The organism is Bradyrhizobium sp. AZCC 2230 (genome assembly GCF_036924495.1).
Lineage (GTDB): Bacteria > Pseudomonadota > Alphaproteobacteria > Rhizobiales > Xanthobacteraceae > Bradyrhizobium > Bradyrhizobium rifense.
The window spans coordinates 6,318,966-6,330,701 of record NZ_JAZHRS010000001.1 but is presented as its reverse complement, the minus strand read 5'-3'; the positions used below and the strand labels follow the sequence as shown (position 1 = coordinate 6,330,701).

The following is an 11,736-nucleotide window of genomic DNA, read 5'->3' as shown; positions in this document are numbered from 1 at the left end:
AGCCCGCCCTTTCTGCGCCGCTCCGCACCAGCTCCCGAACGACTACGACGCCAGATCCAGCTTCGACGCCACCGTCGAATCCGCATTGAGGCGGTAGATGATCGGCACGCCGGTGGCGAGCTCGCGCTTCAAGATGCCTTCGGGCGAGAGCTTTTCCAGCACCATGATCAGCGCGCGCAGCGAGTTGCCGTGGGCGGCAACGAGCGTGCGTTTGCCATTGAGCACGCTGGGCAGAATCTCCTGAACGTAGTACGGCAGCGCCCGCGCGAGCGTGTCCTTCAGGCTCTCGCCACCGGGCGGCGGCACGTCGTAGGAGCGGCGCCAGATCAGCACCTGGTCCTCGCCCCACTTCTTGCGCGCATCGTCCTTGTTGAGGCCGGAGAGATCACCATAGTCGCGCTCGTTCAGCGCGAGGTCCTTCGAGGTCGGCAGGCCCTTCTGGTCGAGCTCGCCGAGGATGAGATCGAGCGTGTGCTGCGCGCGCGTCAGCACCGAGGTGTAGGCGACGTCGAACACGAGGCCTTGTGCCTTCAACTTGCGGCCGGCCTCGCTGGCTTCCTTCACGCCGAGCTCGGTGAGGTCAGGATCCTTCCAGCCGGTGAACAGGTTCTTCAGATTCCATTCGCTTTGGCCGTGCCGCACCAGCACGAGAAGACGTTCGCTCATTGACTATTTCCGTTGCTTGTTTCGTTCAGATGTCAGCGAGGCCGAGCACGTCGGCCATGGAGTAGTGTCCCGGCTTCTTGCCATGCGCCCACAGCGCCGCCTTCAGCGCGCCGTGCGCGAACAGCATGCGGTCCTCGGCGAGATGCGACAGCGTGAGGCGTTCGAACGGGCCGAGGAAGGTCACGCTATGCTCGCCGGCGACGGTGCCGCCACGCAACGAGGCAAAACCGATCGCGCCCGGCTTGCGCGCGCCGGTGATGCCGTCGCGGCCGCGTTCCGCATTGTCTTCAAGCGAGATGCCGCGGCCGGCCGCCGCAGCCTGGCCCAGCATCAGCGCGGTGCCGGACGGCGCATCGATCTTCATGCGGTGATGGGCTTCGACGATCTCGATGTCAAAATTCTCGTCGAGCGCCTTGGCGACGCGCTTGACCACCGCGGCGAGCAGATTGACGCCCAGGCTCATATTGCCCGACTGCACGACGATGGCGCGATTGGTGACGCTCTTGATCACGGCGTTATCGGAGGCCGACAGGCCAGTGGTGCCGACGACGTGCACGATGCCGCGCTCGGCCGCGATCGCGACATTGGCGATGGTCGCGGCCGGCACCGTGAAATCCAAAATGCCGTCGGCCTCTTTCGACATCGCCCAGAGGTCCGCGGACACCTCGATGCCATTGGCCGGCAGGCCTGCGAGCACGCCGGCATCCTTGCCGAGCAGCTCGGAGCCCGGCGCCTCCAGGGCGCCAGCCAGCACCGCGCCTTTGCTGTCGGCAATCGCCCGCGTCAGGGCGCGGCCCATCCGGCCGCCGGCTCCAGCAACAATCAAGCGCATGTCTGACATGGTGTGATCCTCTCAGCGCCGTTGTAGCGGCGGGATGCAGTTCCGGCAACCGAGGGGGATCAGGAGGCGCGCGCTGCCACCCTCCCCTGGAGGGGCCTGGAGGGGGAGGGTCGATCGCGCGCAGCGCGAGCGGGGTGGGGTGACGGTGTTTCCGCCACCAACGGTGCCCGAGTGGAGAGATCACCCCACCCCGTCACGCTATCTCGCTTCGCTCGATCGCGTGCCGACCCTCCCCCTCCAGGGGAGGGTAAGCGAGAGAACGCGCCTCAACCGTCCGACGGCTGCGGGCCGTCGTAGCCCTCGATGATGATGAGGTCGGCGATCGAGTGCGGCTGGCGCACCTTGATGTTGGCCTGGTATTCCGGCGAGTTGTAGCAGGCGATCGCGGTCTCATAGTCCGGGAATTCGATCACGACGTTGCGGGTGCGGCTGGCGCCTTCGACGGTGGTGAACTTGCCGGCGCGGACGGCGAAGCGGGCGCCCCATTTCTTGAAGATCGGACCGTTGGCGACGGCGTAGGGCTTGTAGCCCTCGTCATTGCTCACATCGACGCGTCCGATCCAGTAGCCTTTTGCCATTGTTCTTCTCCTTGGTTGCTCGTTAGCCGAGCGCTTGCGCGATCTCGGCGTGGATGGCCTCTGCGGTCGCCTTGGGGTCGGCGGCTTCCAGCACAGGTCGCGCGACGACGAGGTAGTCGGCACCCGCGGCGATTGCGCGCCCAGGAGTCATGATGCGTTTCTGATCGCCAACGGCCGATCCGGCTGGCCGAATGCCTGGAGTCACAAGGCTCGTCTGGTGCCCCACGATCTTGCGCAGATTGCCGACTTCTTCCGGCGCGCAGACGATGCCGGCGACGCCAAGCGCCTGCGCCTGCGCCGCACGCGCTTCGACCAGTTCGGAAACATGGAGCCGATAACCGGCTGCATGCAGATCGTCGTCGTTGTAGGAGGTCAGCACCGTGACGGCGAGAATTTTCAGGCCGGAGCCTGCGCAACCTTCGACCGCCGCCTTCATGGTCTGCGGATAGGCATGCACGGTCAGAAAGGTAGCGCCGAGCTTGGTGATACTCTGAACACCCTGCATCACGGTGTTGCCGATGTCGTGCAGTTTCAGATCTAGAAAGACCTTCTTGCCTTTGTCTGCGAGCTTGCCGACCAGCGGCAACCCGCCGGCATAGGCCAGCCGGTAGCCGATCTTGTAGAACGTGACGCTGTCGCCAAGCCGATCGACCATCGCTTCCGCTGCGTCCAGGTTTGGCAGATCGAGGCCTACGATCAGGCGGTCTTTCGGGGCGATTTCGGCTGGCGTCATGTCACCTCACATCATGCGTTGGGAAATGTCGATCAACTGCCGCACCATCTCTTTGAGGCCATCGCTATCGGCCTGGATCTTGAGCCTGTCCATATCGTCATAGGCCTGGTCGGCAAAGGCGAGCGTGAACTGGCTGGCGATCACATTGGCGTGGCAGGAGGTCAGGATCAGCCGCAGCGCCTGCAGCGCGCGAGCGGCACCGAGCCGGCTCTGCGAGGCACCGGCAAGCGCGAAGGCGCGGTTGCGGAAGACGTCGCCGCGCGCCTCGTGCGGATCCTGCACGCGGCTGACCCAGTCGATCGCGTTCTTCAGCAGCGGCGGCACTGAGGCATTGTATTCGGGCGAGACGATCAGCACGCCATGATGCGCGCCGATCATGCGCTTGAGATTGATCGCGTGCTTGGGCACGCCGGATTTGGCCTGGAGATCGCCATCGTAGATCGGCAGCGGAAAATCGGCGAGCGAGATGCGGGTGACATCAACGCCGGCCTGGGCGAATTCATAGGCAGCGACCGCCGCCAGCTTCGCGTTGTGCGAGCCGGTGCGCAGCGAGCCGGGAATGACCAGGATTTTCGGGGCTGACATCCAATCCAATACGTTCGGCGAAACGAGCCCGCCGCGCATGAGAGGAAGCCGGCGGAATTAGTCCCTGCGATACACCCAGACGCGGGCCGGCGGAAGGTTCATCCAGATCCGTTCCGAGGCCTCTGTGGACACGCCGGGCAGCGATTTCGGGATCGGCGGCACCACCGCATAGGTGAATTGGACGAAGGGCGCGCCGGGCGCGAGCGCCGTGAAGGCGTCGCGAATGAGCCGCAGCCGCGTCAGCATCGGTTTTGTGACCAGAGGCAGGCCGGAGACCACCGCGCTAGCCGGCGCGCTCAGCACGTTCCAGAGCGTGTCGCGCAGGCGATACGCATCGCCCTGCACCACCTTGGCCTGCGGATAGCGGTCGCGCAAAAGCGCGCAGAAGCCGGGATTGTATTCGACGAGGACGAGGCGTTTCTGATCGACGCCGCGTTCGACCAGCGCCGAGGTGATGGCGCCGGTACCGGGTCCGAGCTCGACCACCGGAGCGTCCGAATTGATGTCGACGTAGTGAGCCATGGTCCGGGCCAGCAGCTTGCCCGACGGCATCACCGCGCCCATGTGGAGGGGCTTTTCGATCCACGATCTTAGAAAGCGCACCTCGTCATCAAGACGGGGCTTCTTCAACGCACGCGCGGACGACGGCAATGGCATGTCTGGACCGGACGGGACGAGACCGCGTGACCGCGGCTGTCAGAAAATGGTCACAAACAGGTATAGGCCGAAGGCGGTACGGTCAAGACGGCTCAATTCGCCCGATTACCGAAGAAATCCTTGACCTTGGTGAAGAAGCCCTCGGATTCCGGCTGGGTGTTGCCGGAGGAAAGCTTTTCGAACTCGGCCAGCAATTCCTGCTGCTTCTTGGTGAGGTTCTGCGGGGTCTCGACCACGACCTGGACGTACATGTCGCCCATCTGGCGCGAGCGCAGCACCGGCATGCCCTTTGATGCAATGCGGAAACGGCGGGCGGACTGGGTTCCGGCCGGCACTTTCACCTTGGCCTTGTTCTTGTCGATGGTCGGCACCTCGAATTCGCCGCCGAGCGCGGCGGTCACCATCGAGATCGGCACGCGACAATGCAGATCGGCGCCATCGCGCTGGAAGAACTGGTGCTGGGCCAGCGACAGGAAGATGTAGAGGTCGCCGGGCGGGCCGCCGCGGACGCCGGCCTCGCCTTCGCCGGCGAGCCTGATCCGGGTGCCGTCCTCGACGCCCTGGGGGATGTTGACCGACAGCGAGCGCTCGCGGGTGACGCGGCCCTGGCCCGCGCAGGACGGGCAGGCGTCCTCGATCATCTGGCCGCGGCCCTGGCAGCCGTGGCAGGTGCGCTCGAGGGTGAAGAAGCCCTGCGACTGCCGCACGCGGCCGGCGCCGCCGCAGGTCGAGCAGGTCTTGGGCTTGGTGCCGGCCTTGGCGCCGATGCCCGAGCAGGCCTCGCAGGTCACCGAGACCGGGATCTCGATCTGCGCGGTCTTGCCGCCAAAGGCTTCCTCGAGCGTGATTTCCATGTTGTAGCGCAGATCGGCGCCACGCTCGCGGCCGCCGCGGCCACGCTGTCCGGCCATGCCGAACAGGTCTTCGAAAATGTCGGAGAAGGAGGAGGCGAAGCCCGCGCCGAAGCCGGCGCCGCCGCCAGGACCGCCCTGCTCGAAGGCGGCATGACCGAAGCGGTCATAGGCCGCGCGCTTGTCCTTGTCCTTCAGGACCTCATAGGCCTCGTTGATTTCCTTGAACTTGATCTCGCTGGTGTCATCACCCGGATTGCGGTCGGGATGGAACTTCATCGCAAGCTTGCGGAAGGACGATTTCAGGACGGAATCGTCGGCAGAGCGTTCGACTTCGAGGGTTTCGTAGTAGCAGCGCTTGGCGGACGTGGACATGTTCAACTCGGTCTATCCAATCGCGATTCAAGTCGGAGCGAAACGACGTCGCCACGCAACGATATAGGCAGCCTTCCGCCCAGTGGCAGAGGGCTGCATGGCAACGTTGAGCATAGCGGCTGGGAATTGATCGATCGTAACGGGACCGACTTCAAAAGAGTCTTGCTCAAAGGAGTCCTGGCCCGTCGAGCCCGACACGACGGCCTCCCCCTTGAGAGGGGAGGCCAGTGCAGCGTGTGGGGTCCAAGCCGTCCGCATCATACCCTCTCGGGGCTTATGCAGACTTCTTGTTGTTCTTGTCGTCGTCGACCTCGGTGAATTCCGCGTCGACGACGTCGTCCTTGGCCGCATCCCTCTTGGCGTCGGCCTCGGCCTGCTGCGTGTACATGGCCTCACCGAGCTTCATCGAAGCCTGGGCCAGCGTGTTGGTCTTGGTCTTGATCGCCTCGGCATCGTCGCCCTTCAGCGCTTCCTTGAGGTCGCTGACGGCATCCTCGATGGCGCGGCGCTCGGTCTCGCCGACCTTCGAGCCGTGCTCGGCCAGTGCCTTCTCGGTGGAGTGCACCAGCGCGTCGGCGTGGTTCTTGGCGTCGACCGCTTCGCGGCGCTGCTTGTCGGCCGCGGCATTGGCCTCGGCATCCTTGACCATCTTGTCGATGTCGGCTTCCGACAGGCCGCCGGAGGCCTGAATGCGGATCTGCTGTTCCTTCGCAGTCGCCTTGTCCTTGGCCGAGACGTTGACGATACCGTTGGCGTCGATGTCGAAGGTCACCTCGATCTGCGGCATGCCGCGCGGAGCCGGCGGAATACCCATCAGGTCGAACTGGCCGAGCATCTTGTTGTCGGCCGCCATTTCACGCTCGCCCTGGAAGACGCGGATGGTGACCGCGTTCTGGTTGTCCTCGGCGGTCGAGAACACCTGGCTCTTCTTGGTCGGGATCGTGGTGTTGCGGTCGATGATGCGGGTGAACACGCCGCCCAGCGTCTCGATGCCCAGCGACAGCGGGGTCACGTCGAGCAGCAGCACGTCCTTGACGTCGCCCTGGAGCACGCCGGCCTGGATCGCGGCACCGATCGCCACGACCTCGTCCGGGTTGACGCCCTTGTGCGGCTCCTTGCCGAACAGCTGCTTCACGACTTCCTGGACCTTCGGCATGCGCGACATGCCGCCGACCAGAACGACTTCACCGATCTCACCGGCAGTGAGGCCGGCATCCTTGATCGCCTTGCGGCAGGGCTCGACGGTCTTCTGGACGAGGTCGTCGACCAGCGCTTCGAACTTGGCGCGGGTGAGCTTCATCGTCAGATGCTTCGGGCCGGTCTGGTCCGCGGTGATGAAGGGCAGGTTGATCTCGGTCTGCGTCGTCGACGACAGCTCGATCTTGGCCTTTTCAGCGGCTTCCTTCAGGCGCTGCAACGCGAGCTTGTCGTTGCGCAGGTTGATGCCCTGCTCCTTCTGGAACTCGTCGGCCAGATAGCCCACGAGGCGCATGTCAAAGTCTTCGCCGCCGAGGAAGGTGTCGCCGTTGGTCGACTTCACCTCGAACACGCCGTCGCCGATTTCGAGAATGGAAATATCGAACGTGCCGCCGCCGAGATCGTACACGGCGATCGTGCCGGCCTTGGTCTTGTCCAGACCATAGGCCAGCGCAGCCGCGGTCGGCTCGTTGATGATGCGCAGCACTTCAAGGCCCGCGATCTTGCCGGCATCCTTGGTGGCCTGGCGCTGGGCGTCGTTGAAGTAGGCGGGAACAGTGATGACCGCCTGATCGACCTTCTGGCCGAGATGGGCTTCCGCGGTCTCCTTCATCTTCTGCAAGATGAACGCCGAGACCTGCGAGGGCGAGTAGGTCTGGCCGTCGGCCTCGACCCAGGCGTCGCCGTTGGAAGCCTTCACGATCTTGTACGGAACGAGCTTCTTGTCCTTCTCGACCATCGGGTCGTCGTAGCGGCGGCCGATGAGGCGCTTCACTGCGAAGAACGTACGCTCTGGATTGGTCACGGCCTGGCGCTTGGCAGGCTGGCCGACGAGGCGCTCACCGTCGTCCGTGACGGCGACGATCGAAGGCGTCGTGCGCATGCCCTCGGAATTCTCGATAACTTTGGCGTTCTTGCCATCCATTACGGCGACGCACGAATTCGTGGTGCCGAGGTCGATCCCAATGACCTTTCCCATGGTCCTGATATCCTTGTTTTTGCGGCAGGTTGGCTGGGCCCAGAAGGCACCCGAACCGAAACCCCCTAAGATCAAACATTCGCGATATTGCGATGGTTGACGCTCATATAGGAGGGGGGGAGGGGCCCGCAAGGACCGAACGCAAGTTTCGGCCGTGAAAACATTGGGTTTTGGAAGATCATATCCGGGCATCACCGCCCTTGCGGGTGAGGAAATATTAACAGGTTCGGCGATCTGCCAGCCCCGCCGCCGTGATCGGCCCGGCCCTGTTGCCGGCCCGCTAAACCCGCTAAAAGGCCGACCTGCCGGACAGCCTCGTCATGGGGCTGCTTCGCGCGACAAAGCGGCCCAATCGCCGACCATCGAACGGCCTCAATGTGAACCAATCAGAGTGCCCATGAAGCTGACCCGCCCCCTCGCCGCGCTCGCCCTCCTCGTTGCCACGGCATTTCCGGCGCTCGCTGCCGATGCCGTCTACCCGCCCGGCTTGCGCCTCGGCATGGTGCCGCTGGTCGGGCTGAGCACGGCAAAAACCTTTCCGGGCTTCGAGAGCGAGGACGGCAGCGTCAAGGTGCTGATCACCGAGCTGCCGCCGGCGGCCTATGGCGAGGTCGTGGGCGCCTTCAACGCCAATCCGGCCGGCAACAACGGCGTCAAGCCGGACAAGATCGAGACGCCAGCGGGCCTTGCCTATTTCACCACCGAGAGCGGCAAGGCCGGCACGACCCCGGTGAAGCGCTATTCGATGATCGTGCCGGGCGCCGGCTTCTCCGGCTATGTCGCGGTGCAGGTCCCCGAGAACGCGTCGAAGATCTACACCGACGAGGCGGTGCGGCAGATGTTTGCGACCGCCACCACCCGCAAGGAGGTGTCGGCCGACGAGCAGCTCGGGCTGATGCCGTTCAAGATCACCGATCTCGCCGGCTTCAAGGACATCCGCACGCTGGTGCCGGGCTCGAGCCTCATCCTGGCCGACGGCAACGAGAGCTCGGGCTATGAATCGAAGCCGTTCATGATCCTCGGCCTGATCGGCTCGACCCCGCAGCAGGCCGACGACCGCGCCCGCTTCGCCCAGGAGGCCGCGCTCCAGATCCCCGGCGTGCGCGAGTCCCGCGTCACCATGTCCGAGCCGATCCGCATCAACGGCCAGCCGGGCTTTGAGACCCGGATCGACGGCGTCAGCGGCAAGGACAAGACGCCGGTAACCGTGGTGCAGTGGATCCGCTTCGGCGGCGGCACCTCGCTGCGCATCATCGCCAGCGCTCCGCGCGATCAGTGGCCGGATGCCTTCACCCGCTTCCGCGCCGTGCGCGACGGCATCCAGCCCAAGGGTTAGGCGAAGGCGATCCAACACACTCGGTGTCGTCCCGGCCTAGTGCGCAATTGCGCACGGGGGGCCGGGACCCATACCGCGTGATCTCGCGATCGTGGAAGGTCGAAGTACCCACTCCTAGTTTTCGTCAAACTTCTCCCTTGGGGGTATGGGTCCCGGATCTGCGCTCCGCTTCGCTGCGCTTGTCCGGGACGACGGAGGCATTGCAAGCTCAACCGCTCCCCAGCGCCGGCTGCATTTTCGGGCTTTTGTTCGTACACGAACGGAATTAGGCTTCCCTCCATTGGATCAACCTTTGAGGGGAGGCGGACGATGCTGGATCGACGACAAATCTTGGCGGCGCTGGGGACCACGGCGCTCGCGAGCCTTGCTCCCACCGCACTTTTCGCAGCAGCCACGATCAAGCCGGACGATACCTCCGCGCTGCTCGTGATCGACGTGCAAAACTGCTTCCTGCCGGGCGGCAGCCTCGCGGTGAAGGAAGGCGAGCAGGTCGTGCCCGTGATCAACAAGATGGCGAAAGCGTTCTCGAACGTGGTGATGACGCAGGACTGGCACACGCCCGGCCACGTCTCGTTCGCATCGGTGCATTCCGGCAAGAAGCCGTTCGAGACCATCGACCTTCCCTATGGCAAGCAGGTGCTGTGGCCCGACCATTGCGTGCAGGGCACCGACGGCGCCTCGCTGTCGAAGGATCTTTCGATCCCGCAGGCCGAGCTCATCATCCGCAAGGGCTTTCACAAGGACGTCGACAGCTATTCGGCGTTCCTCGAAGCCGACGGCAAGACCTCGACCGGACTTGCCGGTTATCTGAAGGGCCGCAAGATCAAGCGCGTCTTCGTTGCGGGACTCGCAACGGATTTCTGCGTCGCCTGGACCGCGCTCGATGCGCGCAAGGCGGGCTTTGAGGTCTATGTCGTGGAAGACGCCTGCCGCGGCATCGACAATCAGGGCTCGCTGGCGAAGGCCTGGGCTGACATGGCCAAGGCCGGCGTGAAGCGGATTCAGTCTGCGGATATCGCGGTCAGCGCGTAAGGCGCGCTGCCAGACCCTCAAGGCGAGGAGACGCGCGCGAGCGCGCTCCTCGGGCCTGAGGATCGCTCAGTTCGCTTCGTTGCTGTTCGCGGCCGGAGCGGGCTTCGCGCCACCCTTGGCGACGCCGACCAGCGCCGGGCGCAGCACGCGGTCGCCGATGGTGTAGCCGGCCTGCATGACCTGCACGACGGTGCCTGCGGGCACCGACGCGTCCGGCACCTCATACATCGCCTGCTGGAAGTTCGGATCGAACTTCTGGCCCTGCGGGTCGAACTTCTTCACGCCGTGCTTTTCCAGCGCGTTGAGCAGCGAGCGCTCGGTGAGCTCGACGCCCTCGATCAAAGCGGTCATGCCGGGATCGGCCGCAGCGCGGGTCTCGGCCGGAATGGCATCGAGCGCACGCTGGAGATTGTCGGCGATGTCGAGCACGTCGCGGGCAAAGCCGGTCACGCCGTAGAGCTTGGCGTCGGCGACCTCCTTGGCGGTGCGCTTGCGCAGATTTTCCATCTCGGCCAGCGTCCGCAGCATGCGGTCGCGCGCCTCGGCGACTTCCTTCTGCAGCAATTCCACCGAACCCGGCTCGGGATCGTCGGGCATGATGTAGGGCTTTGACACCACCGGCTCGCCGGTCGCGGCAGTCGTGTCTTCGGGTTGCCGGTCTCGATCGGTCATCGGCTCTCTTTTCGAACTGGTCTTACGGGATTTTGCTGGCCCGGATATCGTGCTTCGGGCGCCGAAAATCAAGCGCCCGTGATCGGCTCAAATGCCGGTCAGCCCCCCAGCAGCCGACTGACGATGCGGGCGGCGTAGTCCACGGTCGGGATCACACGGGCATAATTCAGCCGCGTCGGCCCGATTACGCCCAAAACGCCGACGATGCGGCCGGCGGCGTCCTGATAGGGCGAGATGATGGTGGAGGAGCCCGATAGCGAAAACAGCTTGTTCTCGCTGCCGATGAAGATCCGCACGCCTTCGGCGGTTTCGGCGCGCCCGAGCAGGTCGATCACGCCGCGCTTGGTCTCGAGATCGTCGAACAGCAGCCGAACGCGCTCGAGATCCTCCAGCGCGTGCAGATCTTCCAGCAGATTGGCGTGGCCGCGGACGATGAGCTGGCGGTCTTCGTTGTCGCCGCCCGACCAGCTCGCAATCCCGGCCGAGATCACCTTTTGCGTCAATTGATCGAGTTCGGCGCGGGCCTCTGCGAGCGCGGTTTCCAGCTCGAGTCGCGCCTCGGCGAGCGTCCGGCCACGAATCCGCGAATTGAGGAAATTGCCGGCCTCGGTGATGGCGGATGAGGGAACTCCAGGCGGCAGCGCCAGCACGCGGTTTTCAACCTGGCCGTCCTCGCCGACCAGGATGACCAGCGCCTTCTCGGGTTCCAACCGGACAAATTCGATGTGCTTCAGCCGCGCATTGGACTTTGGCGTCAGCACCACGGCAGCGGCGCGGGTGAGGCCGGAGAGCCGGGTCAACGCCTGATCCAGCGCCGCCTCGACCGACTGCGCCTGACCGACGGAGGTCAGCTGGCTCTGGATCGACTGCCGTTCGGCGTCATTGAGGTCGCCGACCTGCATAAGAGCGTCGACGAAGAAGCGCAGGCCGAGTTCCGTCGGCAGCCGGCCGGCGGACGTGTGCGGAGCATAGATCAGGCCGAGCTGTTCCAGATCGGCCATGACGTTGCGGACCGAGGCCGGCGACAGCGGCATCGCGATCAGCCGCGAGATGTTGCGCGAGCCGACCGGCTCGCCGGTCGCGAGATAGCTTTCGACAATTTGACGAAAGATGTCGCGGGAACGCTCGTTGAGCTGGGCGAGGCCTGCGCGCGGCGCGATCAGATGGATCGGATCGTGATGGGCCACAGACGGTAACTCCTCTCGGCTGCACATAACTTGTCCATCCGGACGGC

12 protein-coding genes are annotated in these 11,736 nt (G+C 64.7%); 2 read left to right on the top strand and 10 right to left on the bottom strand.

Annotated elements, in window-relative coordinates:
• Positions 1-42: 42 nt before the first annotated feature.
• The 8 genes from V1280_RS30375 to dnaK form a co-directional block, all read right to left on the bottom strand.
• Positions 43-666: a 2,3-bisphosphoglycerate-dependent phosphoglycerate mutase gene (locus V1280_RS30375; RefSeq protein WP_334532973.1), complete on the bottom strand. Its 624-nt coding sequence runs from the start codon at positions 664-666 to the stop codon at positions 43-45.
• A gap of 25 nt (positions 667-691) precedes the next feature.
• Complete coding sequence (dapB, locus tag V1280_RS30370) at positions 692-1,507, bottom strand: 4-hydroxy-tetrahydrodipicolinate reductase (RefSeq protein ID WP_334532970.1); 816 nt, start codon at positions 1,505-1,507, stop codon at positions 692-694.
• Between the two features lie 266 nt (positions 1,508-1,773).
• Entirely contained in the window at positions 1,774-2,085 is a 312-nt protein-coding gene (locus V1280_RS30365) for a DUF1330 domain-containing protein (RefSeq protein ID WP_334532967.1), read from the bottom strand.
• A gap of 22 nt (positions 2,086-2,107) precedes the next feature.
• On the bottom strand, positions 2,108-2,818 hold the full coding sequence (gene pyrF, locus V1280_RS30360) for an orotidine-5'-phosphate decarboxylase (RefSeq protein ID WP_334532964.1): 711 nt from the start codon (positions 2,816-2,818) through the stop codon (positions 2,108-2,110).
• A gap of 6 nt (positions 2,819-2,824) precedes the next feature.
• On the bottom strand, positions 2,825-3,403 hold the full coding sequence (locus V1280_RS30355; protein ID WP_334532961.1) for an NADPH-dependent FMN reductase: 579 nt from the start codon (positions 3,401-3,403) through the stop codon (positions 2,825-2,827).
• 57 nt (positions 3,404-3,460) lie between these two features.
• Positions 3,461-4,060 carry a class I SAM-dependent methyltransferase gene (locus V1280_RS30350; RefSeq protein ID WP_148777223.1) on the bottom strand — a complete coding sequence of 200 codons (600 nt, stop codon included), beginning with the start codon at positions 4,058-4,060 and terminating at the stop codon, positions 3,461-3,463.
• A gap of 92 nt (positions 4,061-4,152) precedes the next feature.
• Complete coding sequence (gene dnaJ / locus V1280_RS30345; RefSeq protein ID WP_148777224.1) at positions 4,153-5,286, bottom strand: molecular chaperone DnaJ; 1,134 nt, start codon at positions 5,284-5,286, stop codon at positions 4,153-4,155.
• Positions 5,287-5,560: 274 nt separating this feature from the next.
• Positions 5,561-7,462 (bottom strand): molecular chaperone DnaK, encoded by a 1,902-nt coding sequence (gene dnaK, locus V1280_RS30340; protein WP_334532955.1) that lies wholly within the window; start codon positions 7,460-7,462, stop codon positions 5,561-5,563.
• Between the two features lie 397 nt (positions 7,463-7,859).
• Between dnaK and V1280_RS30335 the strand changes: the two genes are divergently transcribed.
• Entirely contained in the window at positions 7,860-8,798 is a 939-nt protein-coding gene (locus V1280_RS30335) for a hypothetical protein (RefSeq protein WP_334532952.1), read from the top strand.
• A 309-nt stretch (positions 8,799-9,107) separates the two neighbouring features.
• Positions 9,108-9,830 (top strand): bifunctional nicotinamidase/pyrazinamidase, encoded by a 723-nt coding sequence (gene pncA / locus V1280_RS30330; RefSeq protein ID WP_148777228.1) that lies wholly within the window; start codon positions 9,108-9,110, stop codon positions 9,828-9,830.
• A gap of 66 nt (positions 9,831-9,896) precedes the next feature.
• Here the strand turns inward: pncA and grpE are convergent, their stop codons facing one another.
• Together grpE and hrcA are read right to left on the bottom strand one after the other, a co-directional pair.
• Positions 9,897-10,502: a nucleotide exchange factor GrpE gene (gene grpE, locus V1280_RS30325; RefSeq protein WP_148777229.1), complete on the bottom strand. Its 606-nt coding sequence runs from the start codon at positions 10,500-10,502 to the stop codon at positions 9,897-9,899.
• Between the two features lie 98 nt (positions 10,503-10,600).
• Positions 10,601-11,689, bottom strand: coding sequence for a heat-inducible transcriptional repressor HrcA (hrcA, locus tag V1280_RS30320; protein ID WP_334532948.1), 1,089 nt, complete (start codon positions 11,687-11,689; stop codon positions 10,601-10,603).
• Positions 11,690-11,736 lie beyond the last annotated feature (47 nt).

Excerpts from the sequence above, each read along its gene's own strand:
- V1280_RS30375 (WP_334532973.1), bottom strand. The coding sequence starts at position 666 with ATGAGCGAACGTCTTCTCGTGCTGGTGCGGCACGGCCAAAGCGAATGG.
- dapB (WP_334532970.1), bottom strand. The coding sequence starts at position 1,507 with ATGTCAGACATGCGCTTGATTGTTGCTGGAGCCGGCGGCCGGATGGGC.
- V1280_RS30365 (WP_334532967.1), bottom strand. The coding sequence starts at position 2,085 with ATGGCAAAAGGCTACTGGATCGGACGCGTCGATGTGAGCAATGACGAG.
- pyrF (WP_334532964.1), bottom strand. The coding sequence starts at position 2,818 with ATGACGCCAGCCGAAATCGCCCCGAAAGACCGCCTGATCGTAGGCCTC.
- V1280_RS30355 (WP_334532961.1), bottom strand. The coding sequence starts at position 3,403 with ATGTCAGCCCCGAAAATCCTGGTCATTCCCGGCTCGCTGCGCACCGGC.
- V1280_RS30350 (WP_148777223.1), bottom strand. The coding sequence starts at position 4,060 with ATGCCATTGCCGTCGTCCGCGCGTGCGTTGAAGAAGCCCCGTCTTGAT.
- dnaJ (WP_148777224.1), bottom strand. The coding sequence starts at position 5,286 with ATGTCCACGTCCGCCAAGCGCTGCTACTACGAAACCCTCGAAGTCGAA.
- dnaK (WP_334532955.1), bottom strand. The coding sequence starts at position 7,462 with ATGGGAAAGGTCATTGGGATCGACCTCGGCACCACGAATTCGTGCGTC.
- V1280_RS30335 (WP_334532952.1), top strand. The coding sequence starts at position 7,860 with ATGAAGCTGACCCGCCCCCTCGCCGCGCTCGCCCTCCTCGTTGCCACG.
- pncA (WP_148777228.1), top strand. The coding sequence starts at position 9,108 with ATGCTGGATCGACGACAAATCTTGGCGGCGCTGGGGACCACGGCGCTC.
- grpE (WP_148777229.1), bottom strand. The coding sequence starts at position 10,502 with ATGACCGATCGAGACCGGCAACCCGAAGACACGACTGCCGCGACCGGC.